Origin of the sequence: Sphingomonas sp. (assembly GCF_017745215.1) — a bacterium.
Classification (GTDB): Bacteria; Pseudomonadota; Alphaproteobacteria; order Sphingomonadales; family Sphingomonadaceae; genus Sphingomonas.
Map to the genome: position 1 here is coordinate 18,346 of NZ_JAGHZV010000023.1, position 21,678 is coordinate 40,023.

Sequence of the window (21,678 nt, forward strand, 5' to 3'; positions counted from 1 at the left end):
TCCGGTGAAGCGGCGGCCCTGCGTCTCTATGAGATTTGCAGGCGATACCGGAATCGCGATCAGGCTTGGGCTTCCAGCTCGCGCCGGGTCAACGTCGTTGGCAATTGTTCGAAGGATTTCACATGTCGAAGCGCTCCAGCGCCAAGTACAAGCTCGACCGCCGGATGGGCGAGAACATCTGGGGTCGTCCCAAGTCGCCCGTCAACAAGCGCGAATACGGCCCCGGCCAGCACGGCCAGCGCCGCAAGGGCAAGATGTCGGACTTCGGCATCCAGCTGCGCGCCAAGCAGAAGCTCAAGGGCTATTACGGCGACGTCACCGAGAAGCAGTTCAAGAAGGCCTATGAAGAGGCCGCCCGGATGAAGGGCGACACCGGCCAGAACCTGATCGGCCTGCTCGAGCAGCGCCTCGACATGATCGTCTACCGCGCCAAGTTCGCGCCGACGATCTTCGCCGCGCGCCAGCTGGTGAACCACGGCCACGTCCGGGTGAACGGCGAGAAGTGCAACATCGGCTCGCGCCGCATCAAGCCGGGCGAGGAGATCTCGCTGAGCTCGAAGGCGCAGGAGATGGCGCTGGTGATGGAGGCGCAGAGCCTCGCCGAGCGCGACATCCCCGATTATGTCGCGCCCGACGGCGCGTCGAAGATCACCTTCACGCGCGTGCCGACGCTCGACGAAGTGCCCTATCCGGTGAAGATGGAGCCGAACCTGGTCGTCGAATTCTATTCGCGCTGATCCGGCTTCCAGCGATGGAACAAGCGGGGCGGTCCTTCGGGGCCGCCCTTTTTGGTTTGGGGCCGGACTCCCGAACGGAAGGGCGAGCGGTTGCCGGGCCGCTATTTGATGCCGAGCTTCTCCTCAGCGAAGGCGATGAACGTCGGCCAATTGTCGCGGTTGTTGTGGCCGCCCTGGTGCTGGCGGAAGCCCAGCTCGCCGCCGACCACCGGAGTCAGCACCGGCGGGAAGTCGGTCGTCGAAAGCCCGGGCTTGCCGAGCAAGGTCCACGCCGGCGACGCCGCCACCGCCGCGAGGAAGCTGCCCTTGGGATCGACCCAACCGTCGCCGGTCTCGACCGTGCCCGCGCCGATGAAGAGCGGCCGCGGCGCCGCCAGCGCGATCAGCAGGTGCGAGTCGATCGGCAGGTCCGCCTCGGTGAGCGCGGCGCAGTACTTCAGGAAATTGCCCGCGAACCAATGATATTCGCCGCCGGCGCAGAGATTGCCCATCCGTTCGCCGAAGTTGCGGCGGTAGAGCGCCGCGCCGCCGGCACCCGACGAGCCGATGAAGCCGATCGCGAAGCGCGGGTCATAGGCCATCGTCACCAGCGCCGCCTTGCCGTAGCGCGACAGGCCCTCGATGCCGATCCGCTTCGCATCCACCCCGGCGTCCATCGCCAGCGCGTCGAAGGCGCGGTCGGCGCCCCAGGCCCAGGCGCGCAGCACGCCCCAGTCCGCGGGCCCGCGCAGCTTGCCGGCGAGCGAGATGCCGATCACCCCGTCCTTGAGCAGCCCGCCATTGTCCGCCTGGATCGAATTGGCGACGACGGTCGCATAGCCGAAGCCGTGCGCGAGCAGCTGCTCCATATAGCTCGGCCCGGGCTCGGGCGGGCGCGGCGGGCCAGGGAATTCGAACCCTTCGGGAAAGCCGAAGGACAGGATCACCGGGACCTTGCCCCTGGTGTTCGCCGGGAGCGTGTAGCGCAGCAGGATCACCGCCCTGGCCCGGGGCCAGGCGCGGTTGTCGGCAGTGCCTTCGAGCCATTTCCTGACCACGGGGATGCCCGCCTCGGTCGACGCCTCCTGCCTGACGACCTTCCAGGCGATCCTCGGCGCGGTCGCGGGCACTCGGCCGTAGATATCCTGGTCGAACAGGGCGACGATCTCGGGCCGGCGCTTCGTCCACCATTGACGGGCGCTCGTCACCGGCATGCCGTTCGACATCCGCATCAGGGGCGGCAGCGGACCGGCCATCACGGCCTTGGCCTCGTCATAGTTGACCGCGTTGGGCGCGTCCTTGTTGAACCCGTCGGCGCCCGGCCGCGTGGTCGCGATGCCGAGCCTGTCGAGCATCGCGCGCTTGTCCGCCTCGGCGGCGGTATAGTCCTGCTGCTGCGCCGCCGCGGGCGTGGCCGCGCACGCGAGCAGGGCCGCCAGCAGCGCCGTTCCGATCCGCATCCTCGCCTCCGATGTTATCGCTACCATCCTTGCATCGCGCCCGGCCGCATGCAAGCCATGGCCATCCCGCCCTTCGGAGTATCCTCTCGATGCGTCATCTCGCATTCGCCCTCGCCGGGCTCCTCGCCAGCACCTCGGCCGCGGCCCAGACCGCACCCGCCATCTCGGTCGACACGCTGAAGCAAGTCACCCAGACGCTCTCCTCCGACGCGTTCGAGGGCCGCGCGCCGACCACACCGGCCGAGGACAAGACCACCGGCTATATCATCGAGCGCTTCAAGGCCGCAGGGCTCGAGCCCGGCAACAAGGGCATCTGGCTGCAGGACGTGCCGCTGGTCGAGATCAATGCCGGCAACGTCGCGCCACTGACCTTCACCGGCGGCAAGGCGCCGGTGAGCCTCGCCTATCGCAAGGAGCTGGTGATCGCGAGCTTCCGCGTGACGCCGCGGATCGACATCAAGGACAGCGACGTCGTCTTCGTCGGCTATGGCATCAACGCGCCCGAGCGCGGCTGGAACGACTATGCCGGCGTCGACGTGAAGGGAAAGACGGTGATCATCCTGATCAACGATCCCGACTGGCAGACGATGACGCTCGACGGCCCGTTCAACGGCCGCGCGATGACCTATTACGGCCGCTGGACCTACAAGTTCGAGGAAGCCGCGCGCCAGGGCGCCGCTGCCGCGATCATCGTCCACGACACCGAGCCCGCCGCCTATGGCTGGGGCGTCGTCCAGTCGAGCTGGACCGGGCCGCAGCTCGAGCAGGACACGCCGGGCGACCATATGGACCAGAGCCAGGCGGTCGGCTGGATCCAGCAGGACGGCGCCAGGGCGCTGTTCGCGAGCGCGGGCAAGGACTATGCCGCGCTGGTCGAAGCGGCGAAGCACCAGGGCTTCAAGGCGGTGCCGCTGGGCGTGAAGGCTTCGGTCTCGTTCGACAATGCGATCCGCCGCCAGGTCTCGCACAATGTCGTCGGCATCCTGCCGGGGACCGAGCGGCCCGACGAGGTGGTGCTCTATTCGGCGCATTGGGACCATCTCGGCCGCTGCGACGCGGTGAACGGCGACGACATCTGCAACGGCGCGGTCGACAATGCGAGCGGCGTGGCCGGGCTCGTCTCGATCGCCGAAGCCTATCACAAGGCGGGCGCGGCGAAGCGCAGCGTGGTGTTCCTCGCGGTCACGGCCGAGGAATCGGGGCTGCTCGGCTCGAAATTCTACGCCGAGAACCCGGTCTATCCGTTGGCGAAGACCGTCGGCGGGGTGAACATGGACGTGCTCAACGTGATCGGCCGCGTCCGCGACTTCCAGCTGACCGGCGCAGGCAAGTCCGAGCTCGAGGACATGGTCAAGCCGCTGGTCGCGGCGCAGGGCCGGGTGATCAGCCTCGAGCCCAATCCCGAGCGCGGCCATTACTATCGTTCGGACCATTTCAGCTTCGCCAAGCTCGGCGTGCCGATGCTCTCGGGCGAGAGCGGCGAGGACCTCGTCGTCGGCGGCAAGGAGGCCGGGCACAAGGCGGCGCAGGACTATGTCGACAACCGCTACCACAAGCCGCAGGACGAATATAATCCCGCCTGGGACTGGTCGGGCGCGGTCGAGGACCTGACGATCTACTATCAGCTGGGGCGCGAGCTGGCCGACGGGGCGATGTGGCCCAATTGGTATCCGAATGCCGAGTTCCGGGCGATGCGCGACAAGTCGCGGGCGGGGCAGTGACGCGCGATCCTCCCCCAGCTTGCTGGGGGAGGGGGACCGCCGAAGGCGGTGGAGGGGCCGCGTCCGCAGGACGCGGGACTCGCTTTCAGCTCAGGACCACGCCGCTTCGCGGCGCCCCTCCACCATGCTTCGCATGGTCCCTTCCCCTGCTCCGCAGGGGAGGATTGAAGTCGATGCTTCCTGACCTCTCCCGCTGACCGCTCCGAGTTGCTAGATGGCCTCCGCAATGGCCAACATCCCCCCGCCCCCGCCCGAATGGGCGCCGCACGATGCCGTCTGGATCGGCTTCCCCAGCCACCCCGAGCTGTGGGAGGGCCTCGCCGCCGCGCGCGCCGAAGTCGCGATGTTCGCGCATGCCGTCCATGCCGGGGGCAAGGGCGAGCAGGTCATCCTCGTCGCCGCCGACGAGGAAGCCGCCGCCGTCGCCGAGGCGCAGGCAGGCCAGGCCGCGACGATCCTCATCGAGCCCTTCGGCGACATCTGGCTGCGCGACACCGGCCCGATCTTCGGCGGCGACCGCGCCGCGCACAAGTTCGCCTTCAACGGCTGGGGCGGGAAATACGACTATGACGGCGACGAGGACGTGGGCGAGCGCCTTGCCCGCACTCGCGGCGGCGTGCACCTCGCCTTCCACGACTGGGTGCTCGAAGGCGGCGCACTCGACGGCGACGGCGAGGGCCGCGTCGTCACCACCGAGCAATGCCTGCTCAACCGCAACCGCAATCCCGGGCTCGGCAAGGACGAGGTCGAGACGCTGCTCCTCGACAACCTCGGCTACACCTCGGTGCTCTGGCTCGGCAACGGCCTGCTCAACGACCATACCGACGGCCATGTCGACAATCTCGCGCGCTTCGTCGGCCCCAACCGGCTGCTGGTCCCCCAGGCGACCGACAACGACCCGAACTGGCTCGTCTACCAGGACGCCGCCGCACGGGCAGGGCGCTTCGGCTGCGAGGTGATCCGCTTCCCCTCGCCCGGCCGCGTGCTCGACCGCGACGGCGAGATCGTGCCGGCGAGCTACATGAACTTCTACGTCGGCAATGCCGCGGTGGTGGTGCCGCTCTATGGCCAGGCGAACGACGACGCCGCGATCGCCGCGCTCGAGGACCTGTTCCCCGACCGCGCCATTGCAGGCGTGCGCGCCGATCATATCTTGACCGGCGGCGGCAGCTTCCACTGCATCAGCCAGCAGATCCCCCGCTATTGAGGACCCGATGACCGAGATCACCGTCGCTGCGCTCCAGCTCGCCTTCGGGCCGGACATCGACGCCAATATCGCGCGCGTGAGCGAGGCGGTGCGCGAGGCGCATGGCCGCGGCGCGCAGGTGATCCTGCCGCCCGAGCTGTTCGAGGGCGAATATTTCTGCCGCGTCGAGGAGGAGGAAGTCTTCGCGACCGCGATGCCGGTGGGCGAGCACAAGGCCGTGCTCGCGATGCAGGCGCTGGCGAGCGAGTTGGGGGCGCATATCCCGACGAGCTTCTTCGAGCGCGACGGGCCGCACTACTACAACAGCCTCGCGATGATCGGGCCCGAGGGCAAGGTCGAGGGCGTCTACCGCAAGAGCCACATCCCCGACGGGCCCGGCTATGAGGAGAAATATTATTTCCGCCCCGGCAACACCGGCTTCAAGGTGTGGCCGGGCCCCGGCGCGACGCTGGGCGTGGGGGTGTGCTGGGACCAATGGTATCCCGAAGCCGCGCGCGCGATGGCGCTGATGGGCGCGGACCTGCTCTTCTACCCCACCGCGATCGGCAGCGAGCCGCAGGACGTGAGCCTCGACACCGCGCATATGTGGCGCCGCGCGATGCTCGGCCATGCCGTTTCGAACGCGACGCCCGTGATCGCGGCGAACCGCGTCGGCGTGGAGCATGGCCAGCGATTCTACGGCACCAGCTTCATCGCCGACGAGACCGGCGACGTGCTCGCCGAGCTGGGGCGCGACGAGGAAGGCGTGATCACCGCGACGCTCGACCTCGTCCGCATCCGCCGCCACCGCGCCGCCTTCGGCTTCTTCCGCGACCGCCGGCCAGATCTGTACGGGCGGCTGGTGCAGGATATCTGATCTCACTTCCGTCATCCCGGCGAAAACCGGGATGACGGCTGTCGAGCAGCACCGTTCGACCTTCAGGTCACGACTGCCCCGTCAGCTTCCACCAGGCCATCTTGATCGTCTTGCGCATCCGCGTGTTCGCGACGGGCGGCTTGAAGTCGATCGCCGGCTGGCCGAGGAATTCGCACAAGGTCGGCACGTCGATCCCGTCCTCGAGCTGGAAGCGGATATAATCCCCCGGCCGGTCGGCGAAATAGGCGGCGACCTCTTCGTTGTGGCGCTTGTAGCGCTCGAGCCAGACCGCTTCGTTCCCCAGCGGCGAGGGCACGCCATAGATCAGCGTGTGCAGCGCGTTGGGATGGTCCTTGAAGTCGTGGACCGCGCTGCGGATCCAGCTTTCGGGCTTGCGCACGACATGGACGAACTTCGAGCCCGGGAATTCGCGGTCGAGGAAATCGTAGAGCAGCGGCCAGGGCGTGTCCTTGCCCGCGTCATGGTCGCGTGCGACCTTGAGTGCGCGCGCCTTGACCTCCTCCCACGTCACCCCCTCCTTCTTCGCGAAGTCGCGGAAGCTGTGGTAGCTCGCGGTCCGGTAGCCGAGCTGGTCGAGGATCGCGCCCAAGGTCGTCGTGCCCGTCTTCTGGAAGCCGATCCCGAAGACCTTCGTGCGTGCCATGCCCTACCCCTGCCGAATCCACCCCCTAGTGGATTAGCGGCACCGGCGCTTCGCGGTCCAGCAACATATTGCATTTGCGAAAGGCCGGATCGAGCAGCCGCTCGCGCGCGATCGGGCGCGGCGGCCCGTCGAGCACGAACTCGTACATGTGGAAGCCGTGCCGCTCGATCAGCGCCACGAGGTCCGCCGGGTCGAGCCCGCCCTTGCGCATCCGGTGCGCCGAGAATTCGAGGATCACGTTGCGCGTGCGCGGCAGCAGCTGTTCGGCGCCCCGCAGCGCGACCAGCTCATAGCCTTCGATGTCCATCTTGATCAGCGACACCTGCTGGCCGGGCGCGAGCATGGGCATGACGACCTGGTCGAGCGTGACGATCGGCACGTCGACCGAGCCTTCGCTGTACTGGCCGCTCAGCATCGAGTGCGAGCCCGGGTTGCGGTGATAGCCCAGATTGAGCGTGCCGGTGCCGGACGCCGCGCCCGCGGCCGCCTGCATCAGCCGCACGTTGGGCGTACCGTTGCGATCGAGCGTGCGCGAGAGCACGTCGAAATTATTGGGATCGGGCTCGAAGGCGAAGACCTGGCCCGGATCGCGGGCGATGCGCGCGAACAGCGCGGTGTACCAGCCGATGTTCGCGCCGACGTCGATCATCACGCCGCCGCGCAGGCTGTCGTAGCGTTCGGTCACCCAGTTGATCATATGCTCTTCGTACATGCCGTTGACGCGGATCAGCCGCCCCAGCAGCGTGTGCGTCGGCAGGATGTAGGTGAGCCCGAGCTCGGGCACGGCGCGCTCGATCAGGCGCGAACCCAGTAGTCGTACTTCGGCTTCATGTGCCCAGTCGCGCATCCGTTCGACGATCCCGCCGTGGCGGACGAGCGGACGAAATGGCGCATCGGCGGCGAAAGTCCCCATGCCTTGCCTCCCAAAACTCGCCCAATCCCCAAATTGTGCGAGCGCGAAGACTATCATGAAATGACGCGAGGATTAACTCTCTATTCCTTCGATCGATTTGGGGTTTGTTCCGCAAACGCACGATATTTCATTGCAACCGGAATTGCTTTGATTCGCGGGGGTTGGCGGGCGACTCTCATAGGACGCAAATCGGCCCATGATCCGGGGGGAATCATGGGCCGATCAGGTGGCTTGGCGCCACCGGCAACGATCCGGGGGGATCGAAGCTAGCGGGAGAAGCGCCGAGTCGCGTTCACTGGCAGGCGAGGCATTCGTCGTAGTCGGTGCTCTCGCCAAGGTCGAACCTGGGCTTCTCGATCGTGTTGTCCGCCTCGACCCCGCCCGCGAAGCCCGCGCGCTGGATCGACTTGGAGCGGAGGTAGTAGAGCGACTTGATGCCGAGCTCCCACGCCCGATAGTGGAGCATCAGCAGGTCCCACTTCTCGACGTCGGCCGGGATGAACAGGTTCAGCGACTGCGCCTGGTCGATATAGGGCGCGCGGTCGCCGGCGAGCTCGAGGATCCAGCGCTGGTCGATCTCGAACGAGGTCTTGTACACGTCCTTCTCTTCCTGGCTCAGGAAGTCGAGGTGCTGGACCGAGCCGCCCTGCTCGAGGATCGTGTTCCACACCGCGTCCGAATTCTTCGACTTTTCGTTGAGGAGCTTCTCGAGATAGGGGTTCTTGACCGACCACGAGCCCGACAGCGTCTTGTGCGTGTAGATGTTCGCCGGGATCGGCTCGATGCACGCCGAAGCGCCGCCGCAGATGATCGAGATCGACGCGGTGGGCGCGATCGCCATCTTGCACGAGAAACGCTCCATCACCCCCATGTCGGCGGCGTCGGGGCAGGGCCCGCGCTCGACCGCGAGCTGCATCGACGCTTCGTCGACCTGCGCGCGGACGTGCTTGAAGATCTTGAGGTTCCAGCTCTTCGCCATCGCGCCTTCGAACGGCAGCCCGCGCGCCTGGAGGAACGAGTGGAAGCCCATCACGCCCAGGCCCACCGAGCGCTCGCGGCTCGCCGAATAGGCGGCCTTCTCCATGCCCGGCTCGGCGCGGTCGATGTAATCCTGGAGCACATTGTCGAGGAAGCGCATCACATCCTCGATGAAGCCCTTCTCGCCCTTCCACTCGTCCCAGGTCTCGAGGTTGAGGCTTGAGAGGCAGCAGACCGCGGTGCGCTCGTTGCCCAGGTGATCCTTGCCGGTCGGCAGCGTGATCTCCGAGCAGAGGTTCGAGGTCGAGACCTTGAGGCCCAGGTCGCGATGGTGCTTGGGCATGGTGTTGTTCACGTGATCCGCGAACACGATATAGGGCTCGCCGGTGGCGAGGCGCGTCTCGACCAGCTTCTGGAACAGCGAGCGCGCGTCGACCTTGCCGCGTACCGAGCCGTCCTTGGGCGACTTGAGCTCCCATTCCTCGCCTTCGCGGACCGCGTCCATGAAGGCGTCGGGGATCAGCACGCCGTGGTGCAGGTTGAGCGCCTTGCGGTTGAAGTCGCCGCTCGGCTTGCGGATCTCGAGGAACTCCTCGATCTCGGGATGCGAGATGTCGAGGTAGCAGGCCGCCGAGCCGCGGCGCAGCGAGCCCTGCGAGATCGCCAGCGTGAGCGAATCCATCACGCGCACGAAGGGGATGATGCCGCTGGTCTTGCCGTTGAGGCCCACCGGCTCGCCGATGCCGCGCACGCCGCCCCAATAGGTGCCGATGCCGCCGCCGCGCGAGGCGAGCCAGACATTCTCGTTCCAGGTGTCGACGATGCCGTTCAGGCTGTCGGGCACCGAGTTGAGGAAGCAGCTGATCGGCAGCCCGCGGCCGGTGCCGCCGTTCGAGAGAACGGGGGTGGCGGGCATGAACCACAGCTTCGAGATATAGTCGTAGAGGCGCTGCGCATGCGCGGCGTCGTCCGCATAGGCCGAGGCGACGCGCACGAACAGGTCCTGGAAGGACTCGCCCGGCAGCAGATAGCGGTCCTTGAGCGTGTCCTTGCCGAACTCGGTGAGGCGCGCATCACGGCCATGGTCGACGTCGACCGGATGGATCTTCGGCTCGAACGCCTTCGCCTCGGCGGCGGGCGCCGGCGCCTCGGGGGCGGCCTTGCGCGGCTTCGCTACAGGCTTGGCGGCCGCCCTGGGAGCGGCTTCAACGGTGTCGGTTACGCTATCGTTCACGCTGCTTCCCGTTTCTCTGAATTCCATCACGCTGCACCCCAACAACTGGCCCCAATTGTCCGTTGCGCCGACTCGGGGCGGGGGGATCAATCATAGCACCGGGCGCCGGAAGGCGAGAACAAAAGATGTCCGTCCTGCCCCGGCGCCAAGCACGAGCAACTCCGACCGCGAGATGGCCCCGCAGCAACGAGCCTACCAGTGATTGAGCCTGCCCCTCGGAGCAACCACTACAGATTGTGCCTAAATGAGTCGGGAGGCAAGACGGTAAATGACGGTTTAGAGACTCGATTCGTCGCTAAAATGACTCGGCTCGTGGCACGTCATTTTCGGGTGCGATGCAGCGACGCGCGGATCGACCACGGGTTTTGGAAAGGCAATAGGGGAAAGGGTTAACGCCGCCAAAAATCGTGTGGAGGAATCACCCCGGAGCACAAGCGGTGGTGTTGGGCCCTTCGATACGCTCCAAGGGCCGTCATCCCGGCGAAAGCCGGGACCCAGGGCAGCAAACGGTGTCGCTCGTGGCCCTGGGTCCCGGCTTTCGCCGGGATGACGGTTGATGGAAATGGATGGAAGGAGCGCCCTCAGCGCTCGACCAGCACCGGCATGTCGATCAGCCGGGTCTCGTGCTCGCGCGCACGGTAGAGCTCGACGCGCTCCTCGAAGATCCGGGCGAGCGTCAGCCGGTCGCGGCGGTCGCGGGGCGAGCGGGCGGCGCGCGCCTTGGCGCGCTCCTGGTTGGCGCGGGCCAGATTATATTCCGGCGACAAGAGAAGCGGACCTCCGAACATGGTGCGGTTATGCTCCAAAGCGGAGGATTTGTCTTCTCAGGGCATCGCCGGGCGCGGTTGCGTACGGGTGAGGCTGTTAGGATTTTGGATGCCATGCCATAGCGCCCGCCATGGCCTATCTTCTCCTTAAGGCAGCGGTCTCGGGCGTGCTGATCGCGCTGATCTCGACGGTCGCGCGTCGCAATCCGGGGTTCGGCGCGCTGATCGCCTCGCTGCCGCTCGTCTCGGTGCTCGGCATGATCTGGCTGTGGCGCGACCGGCCCGACCCGGCGAACATGGCCGCGCACGCCGAGGCGACCTTCTGGTATGTGCTGCCCTCGCTGCCGATGTTCCTGCTGATGCCGGCGATGCTCAGGAGCGGCCTGGGCTTCTGGACCGCGCTGGCCGCCGGCTGCCTGCTCACCATCGCGCTCTATTTCGCGATGCTGTGGATCGGGCCACGGCTGGGCCTGCGGCTCTAAAGAAAAACTCCGTGGCGCGCGGCGCCGCCGGCGGCTAGCAACATTCCGGACATGCGGGGCCGCCGGCCAGGCCCCGGACAGGGGGACGAGCATGGCCGGGACGATTCCATCCGATACGACACTCGCGCCCGCGCCCAGCCTCGGCGCGCTGCTGCGCGCGTTCTGGAAGATCGGCTGGCTGAGCTTCGGCGGCCCGGTGGGGCAGATCGCGCTGATGCACCGCGAGCTGGTCGACGATCGCCGCTGGGTGAGCGAGCCGCAGTTCCTCGCGGCGCTCAACTTCTGCCACCTCCTCCCCGGCCCCGAGGCGCAGCAGCTCGCCACCTATATCGGCTGGAAGCTCCATGGCCTGCGCGGCGGGCTGGCGGCGGGGCTGCTGTTCGTGATCCCCGGCGCGGCGGTGATGCTCGCGCTGTCCCTGCTCTACTGGAGCGCGGCGCGGCTCGACTGGTTCGCGATGCTGTTCCTCGGGATCAAGGCCGCGGTGATCGCGATCGTGATCCAGGCGCTGATCCGCATCGGCCGGCGCGCGCTGACCAGCGGCTTCCAGCGCGTGGTGGCCGTCGTCGCCTTCGCCGCACTCTACCTGTTCGCGCTGCCCTTCCCGCTGGTGGTGCTCGGCGCCGGCGCGGCGGGCGCCCTGGCGGTGAGCGTGCGGCCGGGATGGCTGAAGCTCCATGCGTACGATCCGGCGGGCCTCGCGCCGCGGCCGGGCCTGGGGCGGACGCTTGCGACGGTCGGCGGCTGCCTCCTGCTGTGGGCCGCGCCGCTGCTGCTCGTGCTCGCGCTGCTCGGGCCGCACCATGTGCTGTGGCAGGTCGGGATATTCTTCTCCAAGCTGGCGGTGGTGAGCTTCGGCGGCGCCTATGCGGTGCTCGCCTATATGGCGCAGCAGGCGGTGCAGACGCACCAGTGGCTGTCGGCGGGCGAGATGGCCGACGGGCTCGGGCTCGCCGAGACGACGCCGGGTCCGCTGATCCTGGTGACGCAGTTCGTCGGGTTCCTGGCGGGCGCTCGCGGCACCGGCGGGCTCGCGGGCGGGATCGCCGCGGCGCTGCTGACCACCTGGGTGACCTTCTCGCCCTGCTTCCTGTGGATCTTCACCTTCGCGCCCTGGATCGAGCGGCTCCAGGCCTCGAAGCGGCTGGCGGGCGCGCTGGCGGCGATCACCGCAGCGATCGTGGGAGTGATCGCCAACCTCTCGCTGTGGTTCGCGCTGCACGTGCTGTTCGCGCGCGTGGCCGAGGTCCAGTCCGGGCCGGTGCGGACGCTGCTGCCCGAGCTGGCGAGCTTCGACTGGCGCGCCGGCGTGCTCGCCGCGGTGGCAGGGGTGCTGCTGATCGGGTTCAAGCGCGGGGTGCTGCTGACGCTGGCGGTGTGCGCGGCGGGTGGGCTGGCGATGCGAGTGGCGGGACTTTAAGCGCCCGCCCTTTCAGTGCACCCGCCCCTTGGGATCGAGCTCGAGCAGTTCCTCGCGGACATGGATCGCGCCGAGCGACATGCGGACCTCGATCAGGAAATAGACCAGCCCTGCCATCAGCAGCAGCATCGCGAGGATGAAGGCGACCGCAACTGCCACGCCGAAGTGCGAGTGCGAGAGCATCGCGATGAACAGCAGCACCACGACCACGCAGATGGTGAGCGCCGAGGCGACGCAGAGGAAGATCGCCCAGTTGATTACGCTCACCCGCCGGTCGATCAGGCGGAGCTCGACGACGTGGCGCTCATGCTCGGGCCCGGTCGAGCGCGGGTGGAGCTGCTCGACCACGCGCGCGCGGTCGACGACGCGCGCCAGGCGGCCGACCATGACGTTGAGGATCGCGCCGATGCCCGCGAGCAGGAACACGGGCGCGATCGCCGCCTGGATCGTGTCCGCGACCGTCGAGAGCGAAGTGCTGATCATCTCGGCGCGCCTTATGCTTCGCTCTTCGTTCCGGCGTCAAACGGGTTGGTAACGGGTCGCGGGGTAGAGCGGCAGCATGAGCAAGCTGCTCCCGCTCGATCGCTTCACGCGCCTGATGCCGGTCCACGCCGTCGATTGCGGCGACGGGCTGGCCGCGGCGATCGACGCGGCCGCGGATGCCGCGCCGGCGACGCACCGCTTCCTGCGCTACGCCTGGTATGCCGCCGCGCTCGAAGCCTATGGCGGCGCGGCGCGGACGCTGACCGTGTCGCGCGAGGGCCGCGCGCTGGTCGCGCTGCCGATGGTCCGGATGGGCAACCCGCGGCTCGGGCTGTGGCAGGTGCCGGGGAGCTATTGGCCGTTTCGCGGCTTTCCCGCCGCGGTGGACGCGGGGATCGACGCCTTCGAAGCGCTGGTCGCGCGGCTCGGCCGCGAAGTCACCGCGCTGCGCATCGGGCCGATCCACGACGGCGACCCCGCGCTCGAAGCGCTGAAGGCCGCGGCGCTGGCCAGGGGCTGGGCGGTGATCGACCGCTTCGTCGCCGACAGCTGGGCGATCGACTTGGCCGGGCTGAGCGCCGGCGGCGACTGGCCGCGCGCCAGCACCCGCGCGCAGAACCGCAACAAGGAGAACCGACTCGCGCGCGAAGGCGCGCTCGACTGGAGCTACCCTTCCGGCCTCGCGCTCAACGGCGAGGTGTTCGACGCGCTCGCCACGATCGAGGAGAAGAGCTGGGTCGCCGAGAAGACCGACGGGCGCGACACCAAGTTCACCGCGCGCGGCCACGGCCGCTTCTGGCGCGCCGCCGCGGCGGACCCGGTGCTCGGCACGATGCTCCACGCCGCGCTGCTGCGGCTCGACGGCAAGGCGATCGCCTTCGTCTTCGATCTCGACACCGGCACGCTCCGCCACACCATCGCCAACGGCTATGACGCCGCGCATTCGAAGACCTCGCCCGGGCAGCTCCTCTATTACCGCAATCTCGTGCGCTCGCTCGAGCTCGGCGTCGCGCGGGTCGATTGCGGTGCGGGCGACAGCGGCTACAAGCAGCGCGTCGGCGCCGAGCGCGGGCCCGCGATCCGCGACTGGCTGTTCGTGAAGCCGGGCCTGCCGGCGCTCGGGGCGAAGCTGCTCAGGGGCGCATGGCGCCGCTCGGGACACGCCGAGCGGGTTCGCGAGGGCTCAGCGGCGGTCGCGGAAGCGTAGCGCGTCGTTGATGCTGACATAGCCGAGCACCGCGGTGAACAGCGCCAGCGCGGCGACGGCGGTGAGCAGGAAGGGCTGGTCGAGCATGGCGGGACTCCGTGGCTGGTGTCCCTTCGGGGTAGGATCCGCGCGCGCCGGCCGCATTGACGACCGTCAAAAGCGCCGGCGGCGCGATCGCCCCCCTTGTTTGTCCCGATCGCTGCTACCCTGCCCGGCGCCCCCGCGGCATCTCCCCCGTGCAATCCGGCACAAGGAGGAATCCATGAAGAAGTTCGTGATCGAGCGGAATATCCCCGGCGTGGAAGGTCTGGAGGGCGCCGAGCTCTGCGGCGCCGCGGCCAGGTCGAACGAAGCGCTCGCCAGGCTGGCGCCGCGCGTCCAATGGCTCGAATCCTTCGTCACCAAGGACAAGACCTTCTGCGTCTATCTCGCGGAGGATATCGCCGCGGTGGGCGAGCATGCGCGGCTGAGCGGCTTTCCGGCCGACCGCGTCACCGAAGTCGTCCGCGTGATCGATCCGACCACGGGCGTCTGCTGACGCCGCGGCTTTGGGGAGGGCAGGGCATGGCACGAGCGGAACAGGAGCAGCACCGGCTGATCGACGTGACGGTCGTGCTGCTCGCCGATGGGCTTTCCTCCACCTCGGTGATGCCGGCGGAGATCTTCCACTCCGCCGGCGCGCTGTGGGAAGCGCTGCACGGCCGCCCGGCGACGGCGCGCTTCCGGGTGCGTACCGCCTCGCTCGACGGCAGGCCGGTGCGCAACCCGTTCGGCGCCGACGTCGCGCCGAGCTGCGCGATCGACGCGATCGAGCGGACCGACATCGTCGTGGTCCCCACCTCGGGGCTCGATTTCGAGCCCAAGCTCGTCGAGAATTCGGCGCTGCTCCCCTGGCTGGTCCGCCACCATGCCGCCGGCGCCTATGTCGTCGGCGCGTGCATGGGCTCGGCCTATCTCGCCGAGAGCGGGCTGCTCGACGGGCGCATCGCCACCACGCACTGGGCGCTCGCCTCGACCTTCGCCGCACGCTACCCGCGCGTGCAGTGGCAGCCCGACCGGTTCGTGACCGAGGACAACCGGCTGCTGTGCAGCGGCGGCGTCTATGGCGCGGTCGACGTCAGCCTCTACCTCGTCGAGAAGCTCTGCGGTCACGAAGTCGCGCTGCAATGCGCCAAGTCGCTGCTGCTGCCCATGCCGCGGCTCCACCAGAACAGCTATGCGATGCTTCCGGTCGCGCAGGAGCATGACGATGCGCCGATCCGCGCGGCCGAGGCCTATCTCCACGCCAATTTCCGCCGCGACGTGAGCGTCGCCTGCCTTGCCGGCGAGTCGGGGATGGCGCCGCGCACCTTCCTAAGGCGCTTCAAGGCGGCGACCGGCCGCTCGCCCGCGGCCTATGCGCAGGCGCTCCGCATCGAGCTCGCCAAGCAGATGCTCGAGCGCGAGGCGACGCCGGTGGCGAGCATCAGCGCTTCGGTCGGCTATGACGACATCGCCTTCTTCCGCCGCCTGTTCCGCCGCGCGACGGGAATGGCCCCGGCCGAATATCGCGCCCATTTCGCGCCGCTCGCGGTGCGCGGGCATCCGGTGTGCGAGGGGGCGTGATCAGACCCTGAGGTAGCGGAAGTACCACACCTCGTGCCCCTTGCGCCGGGCCTTGCGCTCGTAGCGCGTCTCGGGCCAGTCGGCGGGGCGGGTGAGGAAGTCCTGCGCAGTCTTCGCCTGCCATTCGAAGTCGCGGCGGCGGTTCATCACCATCATCGACCAGCGGCAATAAGTCGGGTCGTCGGTGCCGAGCCGGAACTCCGCGCCGGGGATCAGCTTGCGCGCGATCAGGTCCAGCGGGCCCATGTTGACCATCCGCCGCTTGGCGTGGCGCGCCTTGGGCCAGGGGTCCGGGTGGAGGAGGTAGACGCGGCTGAGGCTCGCGTCGGGCAGCCGCTCGAGCACGTCGAGCGCGTCGCCCATGTGGATGCGGACGTTCGACAGCCCCGCGTCGCGGATGTGGCCGAGCGCGGTGACGACGCCGTTGAGGAAGGGCTCGCAGCCGATGAAGCCATGGCCGGGCCGCATCGCCGCCTGGCCCGCGAGATGCTCGCCGCCGCCGAAGCCGATCTCGAGCTCGAGCGGGCGCCCGCGTCCTTTGGCATCTCCGAACAGCCGCTCGGCGTCGAGCGGACCGGTCTCGGGGACGCTCAGCTCGGGCAGCAGCTCCTCGACCAGCGCCGACTGGCCCTGGCGCAGCTTGTGCCCCTGGCGGCGGCCGTAGAGGCGGCGTATCGTGGTCGGGTCGCCGGACTTGGGTGCGGTCATGGTGGCGCGCCCTAGGGTCTAAACCCAATAGCCGCAACGCCCAGGATCGCCCGGAGAGCGCCGCCGGCTAGGAGCGGCGCGCAGCGCGGGCTGGTTCGCCCGTGCAAGCGTCGCGACGACGTCCGGCGGCGCTCTCCGGGCGACCGCGAAGCGGCGGGCGGAATTTGGCGCAGGGCGTCGTTGCTCGTCGGTCACTGTGTGCAAAGCACAGCTCCCTCCTCGCGCCTATCCCTGCGCCAAATTCCGCTCCGTCACGGGCATTGTGGCTATTGGGTTTAGACCCTGGGCGACGCACGCACCTCCACGCAAGCGTCAGGCGGCCTGGCGGTTGCCGATCTGCGGCAGGCGGCCGATCTCGGGGCGCGCGAGGAAATAGCCCTGCGCATATTTGACGCCGAGCGAGCGCAGCTTCGAATAGTCGGTGCCGTTCTCGACGCCCTCGGCGATCACCGCGACGCCGAGGCCGCCGGCGAGCCGCACGACATTCTCGACGATCAGCCGGCGCGCCCAGCTCGACGACAGGCCGCGCACCAGCTGCGGCGCGAGCTTGAGCGCATGCGGCTTGAAGCGCGAGAGCATCGCCAGGCCCTGGCCCTGCTCGTCGCCGCCGAAATCGTCGAAAGCGGTGTGGAAGCCGAGCTTGTGATAGGCGCCGACGATCTCCTGCAGGTGCACGGGATCGAGCCGGTCGAGGTCGCTGAACTCGAACATCAGCCGCTCGGGCGCGATGCCGCATTCGTCGGCGACGCGGATCGTCTCCTCGCTGTCGGCGATCGGATCCTTGACCACGTCGGGCATGAAGTTGATCGAGAGCCGCGCCATGGTGCGCGAGATGCCGGCGGCGCACGCCTGGCGGATCGCGGCCATGCGGCAGGCATGGTCGAACTCGGCGCGGCGCTCGGGCGTGACGGTCGCGAGGATCGATTCGGCGCTCTCGCCCTTGGCGCCGCGAACCAGCGCCTCATAGGCGAAGATGCGGCCGCTCGCCATGTCGACGATCGGCTGGAACGCCATCAGCAGATCAAATCCCGCGGGTGCGGGAGCATCGGTCATTGTCACTCTCCCCTCCTGAAGATTCGATTCCGTAACAAGGTTAAGGAGGCCCTATTTCCATCATAGGATGCTGCGCGGCGGAGAGTCCGAAACTTCGTGATTTTCGCGATTGGGGGTTTTGAGCCCGGCCTCAGCCGGCGAGCGCCTGGCGGCGGATCTCGGCGACCGGCGCGGCGGCGGGGAGCGCCGGCTGGTGGCGGTCGTGCCCGGTCAGGCGGCGGTGCGTGACATGGACGACGCGCGGCTCGCGGCGGGGCGCGACGCGCGCCGCCGGCTCCTGCATCGCGCGGGCGATCCAGTGGCTCTGGAGGTGGCGGATGCCGAGCGCATAGAGCGTCGAAAGCTCGCCCGACGTCGCGATATCCTGCGCGATCAGCGTCGCGCCCATCGTGCGGGCGACGCGCACCGCGCCTTCGAGGATCAGCTGCCGCGTCGTGCTGCGATCGATGTTGCGGGTGAGCGCGACGTCGAGCTTGACGTACCGGGGGGTGTGGCGGGCGAGCAGGCGGATCTGGGCGGGGCCGGGCGAGAAGGCGTCGAAGGCGACTTCCATGCCGCGCGCGGTGCAGGTGTCGATCAGCTCGGCGGCGGCGCCAAGGTCGTCGTGCGTGCCGACGCGGACCTCGAGGATCAGCTGGGTGGTGCGGAAGCCATGCGCGAGCGCGGCGCGGAACAGCGCGGCGACCTGGCGGCCCGAGTCGCCCTCGGCGACCATCGGGACGGCGATGCGCGCATCGGCCTTGGCATAGCCCGCGGCCGCGGCGGCGGCGAGCATCGCATCGAAGCGGCGGCGGTGGCGATCCCCCGAGGCGAGGTCGAGGTCGGCTTCGATGATGCGCGCCTGGCGGGCGATCGCCATGCCGGTGTCGGTATCGATCACGGGCTGGAAAACGATGCGGCTCGGCGTGGCGTTCATCTTGAAATCTCCCTGTCGAGAGATTGCCTAATGGTTAATGGCGATTCGCTATATTCCGGTCGAAGCCGCAAGGGGCTGCCACGATCGGGATTCTCCGTAGTGACAAACGGGCCGGGCTGAGTCCGTCGAGCGCGCGTTTCTCGCGACTCGCGGAGTCCCCTGCGGAAAGCGCGAATCGTCCCTCCGAACGCCCGGGATCAAGCACTTAGACCTTGCAGGCAGGTCCCTCGGTCCCTGCAGGGAAGGCGCGCCGGGCGGCGGGCTTCACCGTTCGCTCAAAGCAAAAGGGACGAGGCATCGAGCCCCGTCCCTTTCTCTCTTGTTCGACTGCCCTCGCGGGCGTCGGCGACGATCAAACCTCGGCCAGCGCGGCCTTGAGGTCGTCGATCAGGTCGGTGCGCTCCCAGGGGAAATAGTCCCCCTCGGGCTTGCGGCCGAAGTGGCCGTACGCAGCGGTCTTCCGGTAGATCGGCTTGTTGAGGCCGAGGTGCGTGCGGATGCCGCGCGGAGTCATGCCGCCCAGCTTCCCGATCTTGCCGATCGCCGCTTCGATCTTGTCGTCGCCCACCGTGCCGGTGCCGTGCGTGTCGACATAGAGCGACAGCGGGTTGGCCACGCCGATCGCATAGGCGAGCTGGATCGTGCAGCGCTGGGCGAGGCCCGCCGCGACGATGTTCTTGGCAAGGTAGCGCGTGATGTACGCCGCCGACCGGTCGACCTTGGTCGGATCCTTGCCCGAGAAGGCGCCGCCGCCGTGCGGGGCCGCGCCGCCATAGGTGTCGACGATGATCTTGCGGCCGGTGAGGCCGGCGTCGCCGTCGGGCCCGCCGATCTCGAAGCTGCCGGTCGGGTTGATGTGATAGACGGTCTCGTCGCTGAGCAGCTCGGCCGGGATCACCTTGGCCACGACCGACTTCACATAGGCGTGGAGCTCGGCTTCCTTCGCGCCTTCGTCATAGCCCTTGGCATGCTGGGTCGAGACGACGATGGCGGTCGCGGCGACGGCCTTGCTGCCTTCGTAGCGCAGCGTCACCTGGCTCTTGGCGTCGGGCTCGAGGAACGGCGCCGCGCCCGAATGGCGGTCGGCCGCCATCAGCTCGAGGATCTTGTGGCTGTAATAGAGCGTCGCCGGCATCAGGTCGGGCGTGTCGTCGGCGGCATAGCCGAACATGATGCCCTGGTCGCCCGCGCCTTCGTCCTTGTTGCCGCTCGCGTCCACGCCCTGGGCGATGTGCGCCGACTGGCCGTGGAGATGGTTGTAGAATTTGAGGGTCTCCCAGTGGAAGCCCTCCTGCTCATAGCCGATCTCGCGCACGGTGTTGCGGACGGTCTTCTCGATCTCCTCGAGCGCGCCCGGCGCCCATTCGCCGTTCTCGTACACGCCCTTGCAGCGGATCTCGCCGGCCAGCACCACGAGCTGGGTGGTGGTGAGCGTCTCGCAGGCGATGCGCGCTTCGGGGTCCTTCGAGAGGAAGAGGTCGACGATCGAGTCGCTGATCTGGTCGGAAACCTTGTCCGGATGGCCTTCGGACACCGATTCGGACGTGAAGAGATAATTGGAACGCATCAAACTTCCTCGTGAAAGAGACCGGAAAGCGGGGCCGTTGCCATGCCCATATAAAGCTTTCCTTATATGATCCTAACCCCCTAGCGGGCGTAGCGGCGGTTGGCAATCGCGAAGAACAGGAAGAGCGCGGCGGCCAGGAAGGCCATCCAATTGCCCCACCGCGCGAAGGGCGTCGGCGGGGTCGGACGGGGGAGCGGCACGTCGATCCGGCCTTCGGCGAGATGCGGAATGTCGGCGAGGACGCTGCCGTGCGCATCGATCACGGCCGATATGCCCGTCGGCGTCCCGCGCAGGATCGGCAGGCCCTCCTCGATCGCGCGCATCCGCGCCTGCGCCAGGTGCTGCGGCGGGCCCCAGGCGCCGAACCACGCGTCGTTCGAAGGATTGAAGAGGAAGTCCGGGCGATTGGCCGGGTCGACCGTGTGCCCTGAGAAGATGATCTCGTAGCAGATCTGCACGCCGACCTTGCCGAAGCCGGGCACGGCAAGCGTGCGCGGACCCGGACCCGGGAGGAAGTCGATCTCGCCCATCACCAGCCGCGCGAGGCCGAGCGGGGCGAGGATCTCGCGCATCGGGAGATATTCGCCATAGGGGACGAGGTGCGCCTTGTCGTAGCGCGGGCCGAGTTGCCCTCGCGAATCGATCGGCCACACCGAATTGCCCGCGCCGACCAGCCGGCGCGTCGGCTCGTCGAAGGCAAGCGAATTGCCGCCGATCAGCGCCATGTCGCGCGGGCCGAGCACCGCGCCGATGCGCGCGCGGACGAAGCGCGGGTCGATGCCGAAATAATAGCGCGGGTCGGCATAGCCGTCCTCGACATACTGGTTCACCATCCCCTCGGGCCAGACGACGAGCCGCGGCTCGGGGCCCGGCTTGCCGCTGAGCGCGATGAGCTTCGCCAGCACCTTCTCGTCATAGCCGGGATCGGCGACGCCTTCCTGGCCGATGTTGGGCTGCACGACGACGACATGGGGCGGCGGCGGCCCGGGATGCGGCACGCAGGCTGCGATCTGGCACGGCGCGAGGCTGAACAGCGAGACGATCGCAAGGATCGGCACGCCGAGGAGCAGCGGGGCGAACTGGCGCCGGCCCGCGAGGAAGACCAGCCCTGCGACCGCGACCATCACGCCCGAGAGCGCATAGGTGCCGATCCACGTCGCCATCGCCGCGACCGGGACGACCGGCAGCCAGGCGACGCCGAGCGGGTTCCACGGATAGCCGGTGAACATCGTGCCGCGCAGCCATTCGGTGGCGATCCAGGCGGCGGCGGCGGCGAGGACGAAGCCGAGATCGGCCTCCTCCCAGCCGTTGCGCTTCTTCACGAGCTGCTTGAACCGCCAGGCCAGCCCCATCGCCAGCATCGGATAGATGGCGAGGTAGAGTGCGAGCAGCACCACGGCGAAATAGCCGAGCACCGGCGGCATCTTGTCCTGATAATCGAAGGCGTGCTGGATCCAGTTGTCGCCGACGGTGAAATGGCCGACGCCGAATAGCCAGCTGCGCAGCAGCGCGCTGCGGAGCGTCGGCGCGTCGTGGACGAGCGCGAGGAGCAGCGCGAGCGCGGCGATCAGCACCGGCCAGAGATCGAGCGGCGCGAAGCCGGTGGCGGAAACGAGCCCGGCGACGAAGGCGATCAGGAGCGGCCGGCGCAGCATGTCGGGCCGGGTATTGCCGGTCGGGCCCGCTTCAGGCAAGCGCATTGCTGGGCCCTGACGGAGAAC

General features: G+C 68.4%; 20 protein-coding genes. 9 read left to right on the forward strand and 11 right to left on the reverse strand.

Features of this window, described 5'->3' with window-relative positions; translation table 11 throughout:
• Positions 1-122 precede the first annotated feature (122 nt).
• Positions 123-737: a 30S ribosomal protein S4 gene (rpsD, locus tag J7495_RS18200; RefSeq protein WP_294058326.1), complete on the forward strand. Its 615-nt coding sequence runs from the start codon at positions 123-125 to the stop codon at positions 735-737.
• A 101-nt stretch (positions 738-838) separates the two neighbouring features.
• Here the strand turns inward: rpsD and J7495_RS18205 are convergent, their stop codons facing one another.
• Complete coding sequence (locus J7495_RS18205; protein WP_294058328.1) at positions 839-2,176, reverse strand: hypothetical protein; 1,338 nt, start codon at positions 2,174-2,176, stop codon at positions 839-841.
• Between the two features lie 89 nt (positions 2,177-2,265).
• Here J7495_RS18205 and J7495_RS18210 point away from each other — a divergent pair, with 89 nt between their 5' ends.
• The 3 genes from J7495_RS18210 (at position 2,266) to aguB (ending at position 5,960) form a co-directional block, all read left to right on the forward strand.
• Positions 2,266-3,897, forward strand: a complete 1,632-nt coding sequence (locus J7495_RS18210; RefSeq protein WP_294058330.1) for a M28 family metallopeptidase — start codon at positions 2,266-2,268, stop codon at positions 3,895-3,897.
• Between the two features lie 226 nt (positions 3,898-4,123).
• The gene (locus J7495_RS18215) at positions 4,124-5,104 is read left to right on the forward strand and encodes an agmatine deiminase family protein (protein ID WP_294058331.1); all 981 of its coding nucleotides are present in this window, start codon (positions 4,124-4,126) and stop codon (positions 5,102-5,104) included.
• A gap of 7 nt (positions 5,105-5,111) precedes the next feature.
• The gene (gene aguB, locus J7495_RS18220) at positions 5,112-5,960 is read left to right on the forward strand and encodes an N-carbamoylputrescine amidase (protein WP_294058333.1); all 849 of its coding nucleotides are present in this window, start codon (positions 5,112-5,114) and stop codon (positions 5,958-5,960) included.
• 67 nt (positions 5,961-6,027) lie between these two features.
• On the opposite strand, the gene J7495_RS18225 is transcribed toward aguB, so the two are convergent.
• The 4 genes from J7495_RS18225 to J7495_RS18240 all read right to left on the reverse strand — a co-directional run bounded on the left by J7495_RS18225 (position 6,028) and on the right by J7495_RS18240 (position 10,537).
• The gene (locus J7495_RS18225) at positions 6,028-6,624 is read right to left on the reverse strand and encodes a sulfotransferase (RefSeq protein WP_294058334.1); all 597 of its coding nucleotides are present in this window, start codon (positions 6,622-6,624) and stop codon (positions 6,028-6,030) included.
• Positions 6,625-6,649: 25 nt separating this feature from the next.
• Positions 6,650-7,537 carry an FkbM family methyltransferase gene (locus J7495_RS18230; protein ID WP_294058336.1) on the reverse strand — a complete coding sequence of 296 codons (888 nt, stop codon included), beginning with the start codon at positions 7,535-7,537 and terminating at the stop codon, positions 6,650-6,652.
• A 292-nt stretch (positions 7,538-7,829) separates the two neighbouring features.
• On the reverse strand, positions 7,830-9,776 hold the full coding sequence (locus J7495_RS18235; protein ID WP_294058338.1) for a ribonucleoside-diphosphate reductase subunit alpha: 1,947 nt from the start codon (positions 9,774-9,776) through the stop codon (positions 7,830-7,832).
• A gap of 554 nt (positions 9,777-10,330) precedes the next feature.
• Positions 10,331-10,537: a hypothetical protein gene (locus J7495_RS18240; protein ID WP_294058339.1), complete on the reverse strand. Its 207-nt coding sequence runs from the start codon at positions 10,535-10,537 to the stop codon at positions 10,331-10,333.
• 110 nt (positions 10,538-10,647) lie between these two features.
• On the opposite strand from J7495_RS18240, the gene J7495_RS18245 reads away from it, so the two are divergent.
• Both J7495_RS18245 and chrA read left to right on the forward strand, forming a co-directional pair.
• Positions 10,648-10,998, forward strand: a complete 351-nt coding sequence (locus J7495_RS18245) for a DUF3147 family protein (RefSeq protein WP_294058340.1) — start codon at positions 10,648-10,650, stop codon at positions 10,996-10,998.
• Positions 10,999-11,089: 91 nt separating this feature from the next.
• Positions 11,090-12,418, forward strand: a complete 1,329-nt coding sequence (gene chrA, locus J7495_RS18250; protein ID WP_294058341.1) for a chromate efflux transporter — start codon at positions 11,090-11,092, stop codon at positions 12,416-12,418.
• Positions 12,419-12,430: 12 nt separating this feature from the next.
• On the opposite strand, the gene J7495_RS18255 is transcribed toward chrA, so the two are convergent.
• Entirely contained in the window at positions 12,431-12,901 is a 471-nt protein-coding gene (locus tag J7495_RS18255; protein ID WP_294058343.1) for a DUF2721 domain-containing protein, read from the reverse strand.
• Positions 12,902-12,977: 76 nt separating this feature from the next.
• Here J7495_RS18255 and J7495_RS18260 point away from each other — a divergent pair, with 76 nt between their 5' ends.
• From J7495_RS18260 to J7495_RS18270, 3 genes are all read left to right on the forward strand, one after another.
• Positions 12,978-14,108, forward strand: a complete 1,131-nt coding sequence (locus tag J7495_RS18260; protein ID WP_294058344.1) for a GNAT family N-acetyltransferase — start codon at positions 12,978-12,980, stop codon at positions 14,106-14,108.
• Between the two features lie 262 nt (positions 14,109-14,370).
• Positions 14,371-14,646 carry a DUF4242 domain-containing protein gene (locus tag J7495_RS18265; RefSeq protein WP_294058345.1) on the forward strand — a complete coding sequence of 92 codons (276 nt, stop codon included), beginning with the start codon at positions 14,371-14,373 and terminating at the stop codon, positions 14,644-14,646.
• 26 nt (positions 14,647-14,672) lie between these two features.
• Entirely contained in the window at positions 14,673-15,713 is a 1,041-nt protein-coding gene (locus J7495_RS18270; protein ID WP_294058346.1) for a helix-turn-helix domain-containing protein, read from the forward strand.
• Here the strand turns inward: J7495_RS18270 and J7495_RS18275 are convergent, their stop codons facing one another.
• From J7495_RS18275 to lnt, 5 genes are all read right to left on the reverse strand, one after another.
• A complete protein-coding gene (locus J7495_RS18275) occupies positions 15,714-16,421 on the reverse strand; it encodes a tRNA (guanine(46)-N(7))-methyltransferase TrmB (protein WP_294058347.1) in 708 nt (235 codons plus the stop codon).
• Positions 16,422-16,733: 312 nt separating this feature from the next.
• Positions 16,734-17,474 (reverse strand): EAL domain-containing protein, encoded by a 741-nt coding sequence (locus J7495_RS18280; RefSeq protein WP_294058348.1) that lies wholly within the window; start codon positions 17,472-17,474, stop codon positions 16,734-16,736.
• A gap of 130 nt (positions 17,475-17,604) precedes the next feature.
• The gene (locus J7495_RS18285; RefSeq protein WP_294058349.1) at positions 17,605-18,390 is read right to left on the reverse strand and encodes an EAL domain-containing protein; all 786 of its coding nucleotides are present in this window, start codon (positions 18,388-18,390) and stop codon (positions 17,605-17,607) included.
• A gap of 352 nt (positions 18,391-18,742) precedes the next feature.
• Complete coding sequence (metK, locus tag J7495_RS18290) at positions 18,743-19,957, reverse strand: methionine adenosyltransferase (protein ID WP_294058350.1); 1,215 nt, start codon at positions 19,955-19,957, stop codon at positions 18,743-18,745.
• 80 nt (positions 19,958-20,037) lie between these two features.
• Positions 20,038-21,612, reverse strand: a complete 1,575-nt coding sequence (gene lnt, locus J7495_RS18295; RefSeq protein WP_294058381.1) for an apolipoprotein N-acyltransferase — start codon at positions 21,610-21,612, stop codon at positions 20,038-20,040.
• Positions 21,613-21,678 lie beyond the last annotated feature (66 nt).